General features: G+C 38.9%; 14 protein-coding genes and 2 pseudogenes. All 16 read left to right on the top strand.

Annotated elements, in window-relative coordinates:
• The first annotated feature begins 15 nt into the window (after nucleotides 1-15).
• The 16 genes and pseudogenes from ACFIMI_RS07185 to ACFIMI_RS07110 all read left to right on the top strand — a co-directional run bounded on the left by ACFIMI_RS07185 (nucleotide 16) and on the right by ACFIMI_RS07110 (nucleotide 19,305).
• Complete coding sequence (locus ACFIMI_RS07185) at nucleotides 16-2,370, top strand: VirB4 family type IV secretion/conjugal transfer ATPase (protein WP_375613568.1); 2,355 nt, start codon at nucleotides 16-18, stop codon at nucleotides 2,368-2,370.
• Entirely contained in the window at nucleotides 2,367-2,852 is a 486-nt protein-coding gene (locus tag ACFIMI_RS07180) for a type IV secretion system protein VirB5 (protein ID WP_375613569.1), read from the top strand. The genes ACFIMI_RS07185 and ACFIMI_RS07180 overlap by 4 nt, the downstream gene beginning before the upstream one ends.
• Nucleotides 2,839-3,825, top strand: coding sequence for a type IV secretion system protein (locus ACFIMI_RS07175; RefSeq protein ID WP_375610597.1), 987 nt, complete (start codon nucleotides 2,839-2,841; stop codon nucleotides 3,823-3,825). Before ACFIMI_RS07180 ends, ACFIMI_RS07175 begins: the two co-directional genes overlap by 14 nt.
• A gap of 210 nt (nucleotides 3,826-4,035) precedes the next feature.
• A complete protein-coding gene (locus tag ACFIMI_RS07170; RefSeq protein WP_375618278.1) occupies nucleotides 4,036-4,338 on the top strand; it encodes a type IV secretion system protein VirB7 in 303 nt (100 codons plus the stop codon).
• A complete protein-coding gene (locus ACFIMI_RS07165; protein WP_375610599.1) occupies nucleotides 4,292-4,996 on the top strand; it encodes a virB8 family protein in 705 nt (234 codons plus the stop codon). The genes ACFIMI_RS07170 and ACFIMI_RS07165 overlap by 47 nt, the downstream gene beginning before the upstream one ends.
• Entirely contained in the window at nucleotides 4,993-5,859 is an 867-nt protein-coding gene (gene virB9 / locus ACFIMI_RS07160) for a P-type conjugative transfer protein VirB9 (protein ID WP_375612192.1), read from the top strand. Before ACFIMI_RS07165 ends, virB9 begins: the two co-directional genes overlap by 4 nt.
• Entirely contained in the window at nucleotides 5,852-7,012 is a 1,161-nt protein-coding gene (virB10, locus tag ACFIMI_RS07155) for a type IV secretion system protein VirB10 (protein ID WP_375692391.1), read from the top strand. Before virB9 ends, virB10 begins: the two co-directional genes overlap by 8 nt.
• On the top strand, nucleotides 7,009-8,079 hold the full coding sequence (gene virB11, locus ACFIMI_RS07150; RefSeq protein ID WP_375613571.1) for a P-type DNA transfer ATPase VirB11: 1,071 nt from the start codon (nucleotides 7,009-7,011) through the stop codon (nucleotides 8,077-8,079). The genes virB10 and virB11 overlap by 4 nt, the downstream gene beginning before the upstream one ends.
• Before the next feature lie 107 nt (nucleotides 8,080-8,186).
• Complete coding sequence (locus tag ACFIMI_RS07145) at nucleotides 8,187-8,360, top strand: antitoxin VbhA family protein (protein WP_275065231.1); 174 nt, start codon at nucleotides 8,187-8,189, stop codon at nucleotides 8,358-8,360.
• A gap of 10 nt (nucleotides 8,361-8,370) precedes the next feature.
• The gene (locus tag ACFIMI_RS07140; RefSeq protein WP_375613572.1) at nucleotides 8,371-10,002 is read left to right on the top strand and encodes a BID domain-containing T4SS effector; all 1,632 of its coding nucleotides are present in this window, start codon (nucleotides 8,371-8,373) and stop codon (nucleotides 10,000-10,002) included.
• 155 nt (nucleotides 10,003-10,157) lie between these two features.
• Nucleotides 10,158-12,074, top strand: coding sequence for a Ti-type conjugative transfer system protein TraG (gene traG, locus ACFIMI_RS07135; RefSeq protein ID WP_375692390.1), 1,917 nt, complete (start codon nucleotides 10,158-10,160; stop codon nucleotides 12,072-12,074).
• 516 nt (nucleotides 12,075-12,590) lie between these two features.
• Nucleotides 12,591-14,219: a BID domain-containing T4SS effector gene (locus ACFIMI_RS07130; protein ID WP_375692389.1), complete on the top strand. Its 1,629-nt coding sequence runs from the start codon at nucleotides 12,591-12,593 to the stop codon at nucleotides 14,217-14,219.
• Nucleotides 14,220-14,466: 247 nt separating this feature from the next.
• Nucleotides 14,467-14,658: pseudogene (locus ACFIMI_RS07125) on the top strand (type IV secretory system conjugative DNA transfer family protein); the annotation flags it as partial.
• 575 nt (nucleotides 14,659-15,233) lie between these two features.
• Nucleotides 15,234-15,353, top strand: a pseudogene (locus tag ACFIMI_RS07120) (integrase); the annotation flags it as partial.
• A gap of 858 nt (nucleotides 15,354-16,211) precedes the next feature.
• Nucleotides 16,212-17,810, top strand: coding sequence for a BID domain-containing T4SS effector (locus ACFIMI_RS07115; protein ID WP_375692388.1), 1,599 nt, complete (start codon nucleotides 16,212-16,214; stop codon nucleotides 17,808-17,810).
• A gap of 310 nt (nucleotides 17,811-18,120) precedes the next feature.
• Complete coding sequence (locus ACFIMI_RS07110; protein WP_375689125.1) at nucleotides 18,121-19,305, top strand: BID domain-containing T4SS effector; 1,185 nt, start codon at nucleotides 18,121-18,123, stop codon at nucleotides 19,303-19,305.
• The last annotated feature ends 3 nt before the right edge of the window (nucleotides 19,306-19,308 follow it).

Below are 19,308 nucleotides of genomic sequence, written 5' to 3'. Positions count from 1 at the left end.
AAATTGGTGAAACAGATGTCAATAATGAAACGGGAAACTTTGCCTGAAGAATATATTCCCTATATACGCTACATCAACCAACATGTCGTTGCTTTAAATTCACGCTGTTTAATGGTTGTGATGGCTGTTGAGGGTATAAATTTCGACACCGCGGATATTGATCAATTAAATTCTTTACACAACCAATTAAACACCCTTTTAAAAAATATCGCAGATGAACGGCTTGCTTTATATTCTCACATCATCCGCCGCCGTGAAACGATATACCCAGAAGGTCATTTTCTTTCATCTTTTGCAACAACATTAGATGAAAAATATAAAAAGAAAATGGTTTCGCAAGAACTGTATAGAAATGATCTATTTATTTCACTGGTTTGGAATCCGGCCGCGGATAAAACAGAAAAGCTGGTTTCATTTTTTCAGCGCTTGAGCAAAGCGAAGAAAACACAATCTGAGCCCGATGAAGAAGCTATTCGTAAACTCGAAGAGTTAAGTCAAGATCTTATGCAAGGTTTGGAAGAGTATGAAGTCCGTCTACTATCAATCTATGAACATGAAGGACTTTTATTTGCTGAACAAAGTGAATTTCTCCACCAGCTAGTGGGGGGAAGACGTGAGCGTATTCCTCTCACATTTGGAACTATTGCTTCAACAATTTACTCGGATCGTGTTATTTTTGGGAAAGAAATTATCGAAATTCGCCATGAAAGCAATGAACGCTTTGTGGGCATGTTTGGATGGAAAGAGTATCCTTCTAAAACACGCCCAGGTATGACTGATGGTCTGCTTACGGTGCCATTTGAATTCATTTTAACACAATCCTTTGTCTTTAAAAGTAAGGCAGCCGCCAGTGCGATTATGAGCCGCAAACAAAATCAAATGATCAATGCAGCTGACCGTGCTAGCTCACAAATCGATGCACTGGATGAAGCGCTAGATGATTTAGAATCAAACCGTTTTGTTTTGGGAGAACACCACATTTCTTTAGCTGTTTTTGCTGATCATCCTAAAATATTGTCTGAAAACTTATCAAAAGCACGTTCCCATTTAACCAATGGAGGAGCCGTGATTGCCAGAGAAGATTTAGGATTGGAAGCAGCATGGTGGGCACAGCTTCCTGGAAACTTTAGCTATCGTGCGCGTTCAGGCGCCATTACCAGCAGAAATTTTGCCGCTTTATCGCCCTTCCATTCTTTCCCTGTTGGCAAACTGAACGATAATGTTTGGGGAGCTGCTGTCGCATTGCTAAAAACACAGGCTGGTTCACCTTACTATTTTAATTTTCATTATGGCGATCTTGGAAACACATTTGTTTGTGGTCCATCAGGATCTGGTAAAACAGTGATTGTTAATTTTCTTCTTGCACAATTACAAAAACACAATCCAACAATGGTTTTTTTTGATAAAGATCAAGGAGCAGAGATTTTTGTACGGGCTGGAGGAGGGAAATATAAACCTTTAAAAAATGGGCAGCCCACGGGTATTGCTCCCTTAAAGGGCATGGAATACACCGAAAAAAATAAAATCTTTCTTCGTAATTGGATCTTAAAGCTGGTGACCGCTGAAGGGCAAATCGTAACAGAAGAAGAGCGACAAGATATCGCCAAAGCCATTGATTCCTTGGAAAACTTACCCCCAACCCAGCGCTCTCTTGGTGCCCTTCAACTATTTTTTGACAACACATCCAAAGAAGGGATTGCCATACGGCTGCAACGCTGGATTAGAGGCAATGATTTAGGATGGGTTTTTGATAATGATCAAGATGATCTCAATTTAAATGCGCAGTTCATTGGCTATGACATGACCGATTTCTTAGATAATGAAGAAATTCGTCGCCCCTTAATGATGTATCTCTTTCACCGCATTCTTGATTTGATTGATGGGCGGCGCATCATTATCGTCGTTGATGAATTCTGGAAAGCTTTAGAAGATGATTCATTTAAAGCTTTTGCGCAAGATCGACTAAAAACAATTCGTAAACAAAATGGCATGATGCTCTTTGCAACACAAAGCCCTAAAGATGCTTTGAACTCAACAATCGCGCACACAATCATTGAGCAATGCCCCACCCAAATATTTTTTCCAAATCAAAAAGCAAATTACAATGATTATGTCGAAGCTTTCAAACTTACTGAGCGTGAATTTGAACTGATACAGTCAGAGTTAAGCAGAGAATCCCGTCGTTTTCTCATCAAACAAGGACAAAGTTCCGTCGTTGCAGAACTTAACTTACGTGGAATGAATGATGAGATCGCCGTTTTAAGCGGCACAACAAAAAACATTGAACTCATGAATGAAATTATCAACGAATATGGAGCTGCCCCTGACAAATGGCTGCCCATATTTTATCAAAGGAGAAAAAATCAATGAAAAAATATGGCTTAGTTACACTGTTATCTTTTTCTTTTATTTCTCATGCAATAGCGCAAATAACACCTGATGTGGATGAATATTATAAACAAGCACTCGAGAACACACAAAAATTAGATGCTGCAAAATCAGAAACAGCTGAAAACATTTATAAAAGCGCAACTGACACTGCAAATAAAATCAAAGACATAAGTCAACAACTTGAAAATATTAAATCAAAACCAGACACAAAACCAGAAGAATTGCAAGCCCTTCGACAAGATCTTCAAGTAAAGCTTTCTCTTCTTCAAGCCGATCTTCAAGTAGCTTCTTTAAAACTTCAGTCTCTTGATATGATTCAAGCAAGAGATACGAAGACAAAAGATGAATTACGTGAAGAAAAGGAACAAAAAAAGCATAAATATCTTGAGGCACAATTAAAAGAAAAAGAAAAAGAATTAAAAGAAAAACTTGAAAGTACAAGTACAAATGTCAGACTTTAGTTTTTCTCCCTTTGAAAGCGTTTCTGGGTATATTTTAAAACCCCTTGATAATGTGATGGACACGACGGTGAGTGGGCTGTCTTCTGCTATTTCAGCGCCCTTAAATCTCGCCGCAATCATTTTTATCTTTCTTTATGGCTATAATGTTATGACAGGTCGCGTTGCGCTTTCCATGCATAGTCTTCTCAATAATGTTGTTAAAATCGTTGTTGTTACAACAATGGCAACGAATGCGGATACATTTAATACTTATGTCAAGGATATTTTCTTCAATGATTTATCCAATGCTATTGGGAATGCGCTTAACAGTAATCCTGCAAGCTCCAATGTTTTTGATTATATTTTGTTAAAGGCAAGTTCGCGTTATCAAGAAGTCTTATACAATGCTTGGTTTTTTGAAAAGATCATTGTGGGTCTTCTTGGTTCTATCATGCTTCTCGCGGTTATTCTTTTTTGTATAGGTGGTTTTATTGTGCAAATGTTTGCACAAGTTGCACTCGTCATGATTATAGGTCTTGGGCCTCTATTCATTAGTTTGTATTTGTTCAATGCAACGCGAAAATACTCCGATGCATGGATTACAACTTTGATCAATTTTACCATTTTACAAGTTCTCGTAATCATGCTTGGAACCATTATATGTCAAGTTATCCTACAGGTTCTCAAAGTTTCATATGAATCAATTTATGTTCTTTTTCCCCCTGTCATCGTCATTTCGATCATAGGAGTTATTATCTTCCGTGCGCTTCCTGGTATTGCAACAGCGCTGGCCTCTGGCGGACCATACTTTAACGCTGGTGTCTCTTCAGGAGGACAGATTTTTACAATGCTTTCCAATGGTGCAAGAGCGAGTGGCAATGCAGTAAAAAGTGCCACTTCACAAATCTCAGGAGCTGCCGGTAACGCTGTTAGAAGTGCGGCAGGGGCGGCAGCAAAAGCAGGTAAATCTGGAGGCGGTCGTGGTCGATTTTAAGATAAAGCACCTCTTTAAAAGAATAAGCATTTTTGTTTTTGCCTTGTGTGCGCCCTTTGGCGTACACGCCATGATCCTGTTCCAGATAAAATCTAACATCTTGGGTCTAACAATAAAACCAATCAAAACCTTGCATCACATAAACTTGTAAAAATGTTCAGAACAAAGGCTCTCATGCATTGTATTCCAAGATATTTGTGAGTTCAAAAAATGAAACGAAAAATAACTTTTGTTATGGTCCTAACAATCGCTCTTACTGGTTGTGCCTCTTTGAGTGGCCCTAAAAAACCACCACGCTGTAATGGCAAACATACACGCGCTTTAAATAAAGATAAGTGGAATTGGGACAATAAAAACATTGTCTACCCAGAAAAGAGTGTAAAGCCTGTTACCACTCCCATCATTCTCAATACTTTGGAAAGTGAAAAAGTAATAGCCAATTCAGCTTTATTAAAGCCGGTTATTCATGAAGCACGATCTGATAAAACTGTGGAGGTTATGCGTGAAAAGTGATGCCCTTGAAGAATATATAAAAGAAGCGCGCTCATTTGACATTGATCGCATGCATAGCATGCGCGTGCGGATGAAAATCTCCATGGCTTTAACAGTGCTTTTTGGATTGATGACAATTGCGCTGGCTTTAGCTGTCGCAGCTTTGACACCTTTGAAAACGGTAGAGCCTTTTGTTATCCGCGTTGATAACTCAACAGGCATTATTGATACTGTAAGCGCCCTAAAAGAATCCCCTAACGACTATGATGAAGCGATAACGCGTTATTTTGCCAGCCAATATGTTCGCGCTCGTGAAGGTTTTCAAGCATCAGAAGCAGAAAACAATTTTCGCTTAGTCTCTCTTTTATCTTCTCCAAAAGAACAAAACCGTTTTGCAAAATGGTACGCGGGCAATAATCCAGAAAGTCCGCAAAATATTTATCATAACATGATTGCTACGATCACAATCAAATCAATCTCTTTTATAAGTAAAGATCTTATCCAAGTTCGTTACTATAAAACGATCAGAGACTTGAATGAAAAAGAAAATATTTCCCATTGGATTTCAATCTTAAATTTTTCCTACGTGAACGCACACATTTCAACGTCTGATCGTCTTATCAACCCTCTTGGTTTTCAAGTATCGGAATATAGATCTGATCCAGAGGTGATAAAATGATCAGACTTTTACAAACAATCTCTTTAATTTTTACGATCACTGTCAGCTTTCACACAGCTCTCTCACTTGCGGAAACAGCGCCTGTCAGTGCACGTAAAGATAACCGCATCAGATTTGTCAATTATGACCCCTACAACGTCGTACAAATCATTGGCTCCATTCGCTCTTCGGTTCAACTAGAATTTGCCGTTGATGAAGAAGTAACCTATGTAGGAATTGGAAATTCGGTTGCTTGGCAAGTTGCACCGGCTGGACACTTTGTTTTTCTCAAACCACGTGAAGTTCAGCCTGTGACAAATTTACAAATTGTCACAAGCCGCCAAGATGGAACACAACGCTCTTATCAATTCGAGCTACAAGTCCGTGAAGGCGATGTTTCAGCCGGCAATGAGACGTATTTCTTGGTAAAGTTTCGTTATCCAGAAGATGAAGCCTTACGTAAGAAATTAGCCGAAGCAGAAAAAGAAAAACAACGTGAAGAAAACTTTGTCAATGATATTTTAAATATCCATGAAGATTTTGGACCACGCAATTGGGCTTATGAAGCTCAAGGCTCATCTCTTATTGAACCTGCTTCTGTCTATGATAATGGGAAAACAACAACCTTTACCTTTTTAGGCAACATTGAAATCCCTGCCATTTACATTGTATCGCCTGATGGGCAAGAAGCGCTTATTCCCAAATCGATTAAAGGCAACAAGGTTATTGTTCATGCAACAGCTGCACAATTCACGCTACGACGTGGGAATGAAGTATTGTGCATCTTTAACAAAAGGTTCGTACCAAAAGGAATTAATCCTGAAACAGGTACGACATCACCATCTGTACAACGTAAAGTGAACCTAGGAAGCAGCCATGAATAACACCGTGGATGAAAAAAGCATTAATGATCGCGATACAATAAAAAATGCTCAAGGGAAAAGTCAACAGAACAATGCGGGGAAAGCTATTGCTCTTATTATTCTTTTCAGTGTCTGTCTTTATTTAGCCTATTCAACACTTGTTACAGACAAAAAGCAACCAATTGAATCTTCAAAAGAAGGAAAAGTTATAAAACAAACAGAGCTTTTTCGTCCTGCAAAGCCTACCCCTCCCTCCTTTGAACAGCCTCAACGAAATAACGCTCTATTACCAAAAGTCGAGCTACCAACACCAAACATCAATCAATTAAATTCTGATAACTCACTGCTGGAAGCAGCACAACGTGCTCCTGTATTAGCTTATGCAAGTACACAACAAGGCAAAATAGATTCACAAACAAATAATGGTGCTTTGCCTCACCAACTTGAAAGCAAACCTGATGAAACGACACAACGTTTTAATCATCTTCTCAAACCCACAGTGCTTGAAGGTATTCGTGCTTCAACCCTTGGCAATCGAAACTACATCATCGCGATGGGAACTTCTATTCCTTGTATTTTAGAAACAGCCATCAACAGTGATCAACAAGGTTTTGCCAGTTGTATCATCTCCAGAGATATCTTATCAGACAATGGTCGTGTTGTGCTTCTTGATAAAGGCACCCAAATTGTTGGTGAATATCGCGCCGGATTGAAAAAAGGCCAAACACGTCTCTTTGTACTATGGAATAGAGCAAAAACCCCCAATGGTATCATTATATCTTTAGCTTCACCGGCAACGGATGCTTTAGGGCGTTCTGGTATGGATGGAGATATTGATAACCATTGGCTCGAGAGGATTGGGTCTGCGCTTCTTGTCTCACTAATAAAAGATGCAACACACTATGCCAATAAACGTTTATCAAAAAAACAGGAAAAAGAAGAAACTGAAACAATCTCTTCAGGACAAAACATCGCAAACATTCTCGTAGAAAATTACGCCAATATTCCTCCAACATTATCCAAAAACCAAGGGGAAATGGTGAATATCTTTGTTGCCCGCGATTTAGATTTTTCCAGCGTTTATAAATTGAAAGTCATCGAAAACAAAAAACAGATTATCAATCGAGCTGTTTCAAGAAACTTTTACAAAAATTCTGCGGTAACTTTAGAATGAACTCAAACTTACATACCATGAGCGATGAAACCGTTGCGATTGTTCTCACAAAACTTGAACCCATCAGTGCTTTTTTGAAAGATGATAGACTCTTTGAAATTGTTATCAATCGTCCCTATCAAGTCATGACTGAAGGATTTGATGGATGGAAAACAATAGAAGCACCGGGGCTCTCTTTTAATGAGCTTATGGGGATTGCGAAAGTTGTCGCATCCTATTCCAAGCAAAACATATCGGACAAAAACCCAATATTATCTGCAACGCTACCAGGCAATGAGCGTATTCAAATTGTCATTCCGCCCGCTGTCGAAAAAGACACGATTAGTATGACAATTCGTAAACCGTCATCGCAGAGTTTTTCTCTCGAAGAGCTCGCAAATAAGGGCCTCTTCTCGCTATGTGAACGGGTATCTTTCACGCCCTTGCATGACTATCATTCTCGTTTTAACGAACTCAAAATCATCGAGCATAACTTAGCTCATGCCTACTGTAATAAAGACTTTGTCTCCTTTTTAAATCAAGCTGTAGAATGCCAGAAAAATATTTTAATTGCGGGAAAAACCGGTTCGGGTAAAACAACATTATCAAAAGCATTAATCGCAAAAATCCCTCAAGAAGAGCGTATTATCACCATCGAAGATACACAAGAATTGGTGATACCACACCCTAACCATGTCTCAATGTTCTATTCAAAAGATGGACAAGGCTTAGCCTCCGTTGGCCCCAAAGAGTTGCTTGAATCATCTTTACGGATGCGTCCTGATCGTATTCTTTTGCAAGAACTTCGAGATGGTACAGCCTTTTATTATATCCGCAATGTCAATTCAGGTCATCCAGGCTCCATTACAACGGTTCATGCCTCAACAGCCCTTGCAGCCTTTGAGCAGATGACCCTTTTGGTCAAAGAAAGTGAAGGCGGTGGTGATTTAGAGCGTGATGATATTCGAGGACTGTTGATTTCAATGATTGATATCATCATCCAATGCAAACGGATTGAAGGAAAATTTAAAGTCACAGAAATTTATTACGATCCCTTCAAACAACGAAACATCTTTGGAGGGGACTAAAGGAAGATCACACCGGCTGCCAAAGGCTCTTTTAAAGAAACGATTGCAAATAAAAGGAAAAATGCGTGAAAACCAAAGAAACAGAAAACAGAGAAAATCTTTTATCGATGACAGAAGAAGAATTGAAAAAACGCCGTGAAGCCGTTGAAGCAGCCATCAGCACCCATGCAATAGAGGGAATAGCGCTTCATTCCAAAACGTTGAAAATTTTAGAAGAATACGCAAAGGGGAATATTTCACTCGAGGAATTTAATACTCTTATGGACAACACGACATTATAAGGAAGCTACAATGCCAAAAGAAAAATTAAAAAAAACAGATGTGACATCCACAGTGCCTTCCCCTGAACATTATATGTATCCTAAAAGCAAAACATTAAAAAATAAATATGGAATAACAAACCTTGACGCTTTTACGGCAAGATGTGCGCATGATTCAGCAAAAGCGATGGTTAATCTGCGTGAAGCCCCCTTACCAGAAAAGTTTGATAGCTCCTATCTATGCCTTATTCATCAATGTCTATTTGAAAATACCTTTGAATGGGCTGGACAAACCCGCAATGTTCCCTTTACATTTGAAGATGGTACTACTGCCGTCGCTCCAGTAATGAAAAAAATAACAAATTTTGCAGTCGGTAGCGAATTACAAGAAGGTTTACAAAAATTAGATCAAACGCTTGCCGAAAAAAATAATTTGCAGGATTTATCATGCAAAGAATTTGCTTATGAAGCAGCCAAAATATTTGCCTCTCTCAACTATACACACCCCTTTAGAGAAGGCAACGGACGTACACAACGGATCTTTTTTGAAAATCTTGCCAAAGCCGCAGGGCATCAGCTTGATTTTTCACTGGTTACAAAAGAACGCATGTTGGTTGCTAGTGTTGCAGCAATACAAAATGACAGTCTAGAACCAATGCAACATCTGTTTGACGATATCTCTAATCCCAATAAAATACCTCTTTTAAAGGAATTCATGAGCAACACGAAAGAACTTGGGCGTAGTGTGAATGATCGCCCTGTTATGGTCACAAAGGAAGGTGAAACCTACACGGGCACCTATAGAGGTGCTGGTCTTAACAGCTTTGCCTGCAATGTAAAAGGAGCTTACATTATCGGCAATAAAGAACATCTCACACCAGAACAACTCAAAACATTAAAACCCGGTGATAAATTTACCTTTACCGTTCCCAAAACAAAAGAGCTTGAAAGCATTCTTATTCCAGAAGAGAAATTAGCCCCTTTGACAAAAAATGAAACGGCCCAAATGGTTGCAGAAGATGCCTGTGTCCACGTAAGCCTAAAACAGGTCCAGAAACTGTCAAAAATTGTTTATGGTAATACAAAAACATTAGACAAACAGATGGTAGAAATCATCAAAAATCCAAGCTTAGGCCAACAGCTCGCCAACAAGATTGAAAGGGCACCGAGCTCTGTTTCTCGTCTTGCAGGTTTCAGTTTATGTGGACTACAAAATCAGGCACGTGCAAACGCTAAAAATCATATTGGTATGCTCTGTACTGCCGTTGCAAATTTCGCGTATGCTGTAAAATATGCTGAAAAGGAAATCACGCAAGAACATGCAACAGAACAAAGTCGCCTTGCAAAAACAATAGAAATGCCAAGTCAAAGCTTGCAAGATCTCCTCGCCTTGCCAAAAGAATTACAGCAAGAAGCTTTAGCAAAAAATTCTTTATGTCAAAAAGAGCTCAGCAACTTTGTAAAAAAGATCAACACCCGTCTTTCACCAAATGAACATAAAGCAGTTCAAAATAATGATTATGAAACACTGGCTCAAAGCATTGGTGTATCAGAAAATAAAGCCAAACAAATTACACAAATTATTAAGCAAACCAAAGAAGTACATCAGCAAGCACAAATATGCACAATGCGCCATTCCAAAGCATTCGCTATGGCCTGCTAAGAATGGATAAAACCTTCCTCCTTGATGAGAAAGGCTCATAAACGAAAACTGTTTGGCGTTATCTGCACCTTTGCAAAAAGAGATGAGAGTTAATATCACGTACCTGAAAAAGAGCATTTCGCAACATATTCTGATAGAATTGAGAGTAAAATACAATGAAATATACCAAAACACAAATGGTACTTATTTTAACACCAATCGCTTTAGGTGCTTTAACGATATTCCTTGTCCCTCATTTTTTACTGTTAATAACAAATGGACTAAAGAGCGATCAAATTTATTGGACTCTTCGTTCTGAGCCTTTATTAGTCTTAGCACTAACGGCTGCTGTTTCATTGTTGTATAGTCTGTCGCAAAAACTGCACTTACGTAAAATAATCACTTTTGTCTCCGTTGTTTTTTTTGGAACAACCGCTCTTTACTATATTGGTGGTGAAATAAAACGTTTAAGTCCCTATGTTGGCCAACAAGGAATAACGTGGAGCTATGCGCTTCAATTCATGGACCCCATGGTTGTCTTTGGCATCATCATTGGTGGTTTTCTTTCCATCATTCAATTCATAACAACCTCTCCACCTAAAAATAAGGTCAAGCGTGCAAAAAAAGGTATTTTTGGTGAGGCCGCTTGGATGAATTTAAGAGAGGCAGCAAAAATCTTTCCTGCCAATGGGCAAATTGTTGTGGGTGAAAGATACCGTGTCGATCAAGATAATGTGTGCAACATTCCCTTTGCACCTGGCAATAAAACAACATGGGGTAAGGGTGGAACAGCCCCTTTGCTAACCTTTAATCTTGATTTTGGTTCAACTCATATGATCTTTTTTGCTGGTTCTGGTGGCTATAAAACAACAAGTACAGTAGTTCCTACGTGTTTAACCTATCCAGGGTCTATTATTTGTCTTGATCCTTCAACAGAAGTTGCCCCAATGGTCAAATTTGCGCGTCAAAAAATGGGAAATAGAAATGTCATTGTTCTCGACCCTAACTCATTGTTAACAAAAAACTTTAATGTCATCGATTGGCTTTTAGACGACAGCGTACCACGCACACAACGCGAAGCAAATATTGTAAGCTTTTCAAAGTTGCTTCTTACAGATAAAAAATCAGACAATTCTTCAGCGGAATATTTCTCAACACAAGCCCATAATCTATTAACAGCTCTTCTTGCTCATGTTGTATTTTCTGATGAATATGAAGACAGCGAGCGCAATTTAAAAACATTGCGTGGTATTCTCTCTCAATCAGAAACAGCTGTTGTTAATCAATTACGCATGATTCAAGAAACAACACCTTCTCCTTTTATTCGTGAAATGGTTGGTATTTTTACAGAAATGGCAGAGCAAACCTTTTCAGGGGTTTATACCACCGCCTCAAAAGACACCCAATGGCTTTCTTTATCCAATTATGCAGATCTTGTCTGCGGAGATGATTTTTTTTCCTCAGATATTACCAATGGCAATACAGATGTTTTTCTCAATCTCCCCGCAAGCATTTTAAACAGTTATCCTGCTATTGGACGTGTGATTATTGGCGCCTTTCTCAATGCCATGGTTACAGCAGACGGTAACTATAAAAAGCGTGTTTTATTTGTCTTAGATGAAGTTGATCTTTTAGGCTATATGAATATTTTAGAAGAAGCCCGCGACCGTGGACGTAAATACGGTACATCCTTGATGCTCTTCTATCAATCCTCTGGCCAGTTGGTCAACCACTTTGGAGAAGCAGGAGCACGTTCATGGTTTGAAAGTTGTTCCTTTGTCAGCTATGCTGCCATTAAAGATCTCCAAACTGCCAAAGACATTTCAGAACGCTGTGGTCAAATGACCGTTGAAGTAACCGGAACGAACAAATCAAGAGGCTTATCTTTAGGAAAAAGTTCATACAACGTCAATTACCAACAAAGAGCCCTGATTTTACCCCATGAGGTTATTCAAGAAATGCGTCAAGATGAACAAATTATTCTTATGCAAGGACAACCCCCTTTACGTTGTGGACGCGCCATCTATTTCAGAAGAAAAGAAATGTTAGCCGCAGCTGCAAAAAACCGCTTTGCTCCACAAAAGAAAAACTAAAAAACACCCTCTAATGGAGGCCATGCATCAAAACAAAAACATCAAAGGATAAAAGCAGAGATTCTATCTCATAAAAGCCTATAAAGAAGGAATTCCCGCTTGATACAACAAGAAAAATATGGGGAAAAGTCTTTAAATGATGGTATTATGCCTGTGCTTACCAATGCCAATTTTCTTTATAAAGCACTCTCCTCATCTCCAAATAATAAATACCAATCATATCTATGCTTTGAGAATCCTATCAGGAAACTTTTGAAGGCACCGCTTTTATAGGGAAATTTTTCTACAAAAAAATTAAAAGACAATATGCATGAAAACAACCCAAATGAACCATTCTCTCTCAGTAAAAGAAAAAAGTGCCAAGATAAAGATTGATACACTCAAAAACACCTACGAATTTGAGGGATTTTTTCCTCACCCAAGTCTCAACATCTCAAAACAATATGCGTGGGGGATTTTCAAACAAAAAGTTTAACACACTCTCATAGACAATGTAACATTATAAGGAATATAACAATGCCCAAAGCAAAAGAAAAAACAAAAGGAATTCCCTCACCCCATAATTATATCTATCTTGGTACCCAAATTCTCAAAAATAGATATGGAGAAACAGATTTAAAACGTTTTCTGGAAAAATGCTCACATGATAGGCAAAAAGCCATGATCAATCTGCGTGCAGAACCCCTGCCAGAATATTTTAATTCAACTTATCTATGCCATATCCACCAACAATTGTTTAAAAATACCTTTGTATGGGCTGGACATCTGCGCCATATCCCCTTCGCATTTACAGACGATAGCATTGCCGCCATGCCAGAAATGAAAAGAATGGAATGGGGCAATAATTTTGCAACCGGTGAAGAAATCCCTGAACTCTTACAAAAATTAGATCAAACGCTTGCCGAAAAAGACAATTTGCAAGGCTTAACACGCGAAGAATTTGTCAAGGAAGCAACGAGTCTATTTTATTCTCTTCACAAAATCCACCCATTCATAGATGGCAATGAGCACACAGAACAAGTCTTTTTTGAAAATCTTGCCAAAGCTGCAGGACATCAGCTTGACTTTTCGCTTGTCACACAAAAACGTATGATGGCTGCCTGTAGCGAAGCAATGCAATATAGCAATACACAACTGTTGAAAGATCTTTTTGAGGATATCTCCAATCCCCCCAAAATACGTCTTTTAAAAGAATTTATGGACCACATAAACAATACGGGACGCAACGTGGATGATCGCCTTGTTATGGCAACAAAGGCAGGAGAAACCTATATAGGAACTTATAAAGGTTGTTATTCAGAAGGTTTTATACTCGATATGCAAGGAACTTACATCATTGGTAGCAAAGATGATCTCACACCAGAACGATTAAAAACACTAAAACCTGGTGATATCATTACCTTTACCGCCCCCAACAGCAAAGAGCTTGAAAACACGCTTATTCCAAAAGAAACATTAGCGCCTCTCACAAAAAGTGAATGTGCCAAAACAGTTGCGCTAGATAGTTACGTTCTCAAAGCTCAAAAGCAAGTCCGAGCTTACGCAAAAGCTGTTTATGGTGACGCAAACGTATTAAACGAACAGATAGAAGAGATTATTAAAAATCCAGAATTAGGCAGACAGTTTGCTAATCAGATTAAACAGGCACCGCACTCTGTTTCTCCTCTTGCAGGTTTTAGTATATGCGGTCTACAAAATCCGGCACGTGTACACGCTCGAAATTATCTTGATGTGCTCTCTCTTGCAATTGAGAATTATGTGTATACTGTAGAAGCTACCTATAATATAGTCACTCGAGACCATAAAATTAAACAAGAACGCCTTGGAAAAGCGGTAGAGAATCCCAGTCAAAACTTGCAAATTATTTTTGCTTTATCACCGGAAAAACAAAGAGAAATCTTGTCTCAATCTCCTCAATTACACCAAGAGCTCCGTACTTTTATAAACAGTTTAGAACATCGTCTCTCATCAAACGAATGTAGTGCGATCACAAATAAAGATTATGAAACACTTGCACAAAGTATTGGTATATCAGAACAGAAAGCACGAGAAATTACCGACATTGTTCAAAAAGCAAGGAACACTCATAGCCAATTCTACACACGCACACAAAATCGTTCAAATACACTTGCTATGGCCAACTAAAAATATGAAACTTTGTTTTTTTGATTTAAACACCTATGTGAAAGAGATATTTTAATATTCTTATCATACATGCAAAAAACAGACTACTTAAGCGCCCTACCACCAATTTTGCACATAGCATATACACCATATCCAAAGCAATTGGACAGGATAATTGTTAATTCCTTTTAAACGTCATGATTACTACCAACGAAAGCTACAAAAGCCTATTTTATTTGTCTTAGATGGAGTCGATTTTCGTGGTTATATGAATATTTTAAAAAGAGCACTCATTTTACCCCACGAAGTTATTCGAGAAATGCGTCAAGATGAACAAATTATTCTGATGCAAGGCTCCCCTTCGCGATGTGGTTGCGCCATCTATTTCAGAAGGAAAGAAATGTTAGCCGCAGCTACAAAAAACCACTTTACCCCACAAAAGAAAAACTACCCTCCATGATGCGATATTGACAAAAAATAACCGCCCGCATACAAGAAAAACAGGTTCAAAAAATCCATGATTTTTCTTTTTATATTTTCTGTTTTATATTTTGTGCATCGTTTTATCAGCTTTATCAGCGCCCATGGTCTTTAAAAAGTCTTTATAAAAACGCCCATACACCCAACCAATAGCGACACTAATATCTCCACTTGGAAAAGGAACCCATTTCTACAAAGTTTTTCATCTATAATTTATATAATAAATTGATTTATAAATGATAATTTATATTTTTTTGTTAAATAAGAGACTAAATAGCGTAAGATTCTCTCATCTTAAATCTGTTCCATGTCGTGTTGCATCAATCAAAACTCTGTCGCCTGCATGTCACAAGCGAGAGCCTCATGTAGAGTAAAACTGTACAAGAAAGGCATACCTTTTTATGAACCGTCTCTAAGGACCAAGGTCTTGTCCGAAACATTAGGCACTCAAAGTATGTGAGGATACTGGCTTCTTTATGAAGCGTAAAAATGGGAAAGCTCAATAGATTTTATACACTTCATGGGGGGCTTTAACGTTGTACTATTTATGAGCACCGTCGCCAAATGGGTGTGTTAAAAGATGTCTCTTTAAAACAAGCCCGTGAATTAGCACCCCAATGGTATTCTGTTTTACGTCAAGGGCGTTCCTCCATTAAAGAACATAATCAACAAAAGATTTGCCTTTGAGACAAGAAGTTCTCAAAACACCCACACGACAAACATCGATTTTCTCCCTCCCCCCCAAAAAACATCCAAGATATACACCAAAATGAATAAATCATTCTTATACAAGCTTTTCCCCCTTTACGATATCATAAAGTGTTCTATTTTAATGATAAAGCGCTGAAAAAGGCTTTTCTCCCCAACCAAAGAAAAGTTTTTATTCTCTTATGGGTCTTAAATCTTAAAGCAGCGCACACAATAAGAGCAACAACACAAAGTAAAAAACATTTTGTTGCAAAAATACACAAAAAAGATGTTCGTATGGCAAGATATTCATATGGAGCAATAAAAAAAATATAATGGAGAAAAATTTTTGATGACTGCTTTTGCCCATAGATTCACCAATCTGAGAGCTGTGTATGAAAAGTACCAGCACCATCCACTAACCAAGAGCGATTACACCCGCTATATCCACGCCCCTCATCAAAGCGCTCTTGCAAACAACTTTGTTAAAGGAAAAAACAACAATTTTAAGCAACATTTTTCTTTTTGACCTCTTCCTTACACCTCAAAAAACGAAGATTTTACCCAGAGTCAATTTATAGAAAATCCATTTTCTGACCACTCATGGGCTTCATATCAGCGCCCTAAATACCAGCATTTTACAGTACAAGATAATAAACAAAGGAAACATCAGAAAAGCTTTTCAAAAGCATCACAAAACGATTGATACAACATCCATACACTGAAGGGAAAAGCACTCCCTCTCATAACACCCAAAATCTCAAAAGAATACGCGAAGGGGAATTTTTCACATGCAGCGTTTAAGACGCTCATCAACCACCACCCTACCTACTTAGGAGAGATTACATGTTAGAGCAAAATTATCTATATAAAGGAACCAAAACACTCAAAAATAAATATGGCATCAAAGACCCTAAAAAACTGTATCAACGCAGTACCCATGACGTCACTAAAGCAGCCGTAAATTTTCGCCATGAACCACCCCCACGAAAATTTGATGCTTCCTATCTAAAACTAATCCACTGGAGCCTCTTCTACAAAACTTTTGAATGGGCGGGCCACACCCGCGATACATCCTTTACATTTGAAGACGGCACCACTGCCCATATGCCGGCGATGCGTCCCAAAGGTTATGAAGTTCCTTTTGCTATCGGTCCACAGATTAAAAAAGAACTCACACAACTCGAAAAAACACTTAATGAAAAGAACAATTTAAAAGGTTTATCGCGCCAAGAATTTGCTGAAAGTGCCGCTGATGTTTTTATGGTGCTAGAGCACGCACATCCTTTTAGAAAAGGCAATGGGCGCGTCAATCGAATGTTTATGGAAAAACTTGGACAAGCCGCAGGACATACCATTGACTTTTCTTTCATCACAAAAGGACGCATGACAACAGCTTGTATTGAAGCCATGCAATATGGCAATTCCCAACCGATGAAAGATCTTTTTGAAGATATCACCCATCCGCAAAAATCCCTTGTTTTAAAAGAATTCGTCTCCCAAATGAGAAACGCTGGACTGGATGAAATTAACGATCGTGTTGTTGTTGCAGCAAAGGAAGATGTAACCTATGAAGGCGTCTTTAGAGGTTTTTCAGCAGAAGGTTTTGTCATGGAAATAGAAGGGGCTTTCGTCGTCGGACACAAAGATGATCTCACCCCAGAACTCGTCAAAACATTACAAAACGGTGCCCGCCTCTGCTTTCAAAAAACCAACGTTCAAAGCTTAAAAGAAACACTGATCCCAAAAGAAACTTTAGCCCCTCTTACCCATGAAGAGTTATTTGAAAGGATTTCAAATGACGCTTATGTTGAAGGAAGCCGAAAAGAAATCGAAAATTTATCAAAGACTGTTTATGGTAAAACTCACACCTTAAAGACAACATTAGATATCATAACGGCAGCTCCAAACTTAGGAAATCAGTTTGCCGATGAAACTTTACAAAACCCTCAATCAATTTCTAAATTTGCTGGGAGTAAAATACTTGGCATGAAAAGTTCAAATCGCAGACAAGCCGAACAGGCTGTTCCACAACTCAGCCAAGCCCTTAAAAATTATGGCGCAATAACACAACAAACAAAAGATGCAATTCTAGAGCAACACCAAAGAGAACAAAATCGCCTGAACCACACTGTCGAAAAACCTGGAAAAAATTTACAAAACCTTTTTGCCTTACCAGAAGAACAACAAAGGGAAGCTTTATTCCATTCTCGTTCACTGCGACAAGAACTCCATACCTTTTCACGACAACTACACAATCGTCTATCCTCAGAAGATCGTAAAGCCATACAAGAAAAAGATTATACCAGACTAGCTTGCCTCCTTGGGACATCGGAAAGCAAAGCAAAAGAAATTGCGAATACTGTAAAGAACACCCAAGAAGCACAATGCCAAGCTCGCAGCTTGAAAGTTAGTCGTTCCTCATCGCTGGCTCTTACCGGCTAAAAACGCGTGAACTTTTGCCTTCCAACAGAACTCTTTATACCAATCATTTTATCTCCATTACGCCCACCAATTGTTTTAAAATGTTACAAAAGATAGTCCTAAAAATGAATCCTGTAATCTCCTATAACTTATTGATAATATTTCATAAAAAAACTGTATAAAAGACATAAATGTCCATTACATATCAATATGAATAGCGCGAAGTCTTTGGAGACCATTCAGTTTGATATTCTTCTTTTGTCCTAAAAAATATCAAAAAAGTGGGGAATGCGCCAAAGAGGTTTTCTAAAAATATTGAAAGGAAACAGCCATGAAAAAAAGTCACCCACAACAATATACACTTCAACAACCACCAAAAACGATCTATGCTCCCCAAAAGCCACTTGAACAACAAAATCTAGGAGCTTCTAATGTAGGAGACCTCTACGCAAAGGTTAACAAACCACCCAAAGAACAACGCAACCCACAACACTATACACTTCAACAACCAGCAGAAACGATCTATGCTCCCCAAAAGCCACTTGAACAACAAAATCTAGGAGCTTCTAATGTAGGAGACCTCTACGCAAAGGTTAACAAACCACCCAAAGAACAACGCAACCCACAACACTATACACTTCAACAACCAGCAGAAACGATCTTTGCTCCCCAAAAGCCACTAGGAAATCCCTATGACAGACTTGGTGGAAGACCAAGTGATGGGCGGCGTGCCGACAGACTCGTAGACCCCTATAGAGTAACGGACTTGGAAGCGCAAGGTTGGCAAACACCCTATGACACAATTGGTGGAGGTGCACAGGGTGGACGACATCCCCATGAACCAGAACATCTCTATGCAGAGCTTAACTTTGATGAACGTGGTGAGCCCTCTCCCCAAAGACCACTCGAATCTGTCTATACAACGGTTGGCATGGGGGCTGAAGGCGGGCAAGAGTCTGAACAACTAGAAAATCCCATCTATCAAGGCGTTGGCGGAGGCAGAATCTCCCCTCCCAGAACCCCAAAAGATGTGGTTACAACAAAGCTTTTAACAAACGTAGACTTTCAATATGGTGTAAGAGAAATCCAAGAGCGATGCAGAGTTGTTTATAAAAACGAACATGCTTTGAATGGACCACTTGCGAAGATCCTTGATGATCCTCAGGGTGCAGAAAAAGTCTTATTGGAGCTTGCAGAAAATCCTGAAAGCGCTGGTAAGCTTGCAGGTCACAAAATACTTGGTGTAAAATCTCCAAGCCGCAGAGAAGCTGAAGATGAGTTTACCCACCTTTGCTCAGCTCTTGAGAGACATATACATAATACACAAAAGCTCCATAAACAGTTTACACGGGAGCAGGAAAGAGAAAGAAGTCAAAGACACGAAAGTCCAGAAAGAGACCCAGAACACAGACATCACCACCATCATCATCACGCAAGAGGACGAGAATACAATAGTCCAGAGCCCAGCCCACAACGACAAAGACATGGAGAAAAAGGAATGGCTTTTGCCATGTAAGTG

Origin of the sequence: Bartonella sp. AP4SXKL (genome assembly GCF_042195845.1) — a bacterium.
Taxonomy (GTDB): Bacteria; Pseudomonadota; Alphaproteobacteria; order Rhizobiales; family Rhizobiaceae; genus Bartonella.
Note: the sequence above shows the minus strand (reverse complement) of the source record. Positions and strands in the feature narration are given on the sequence as shown.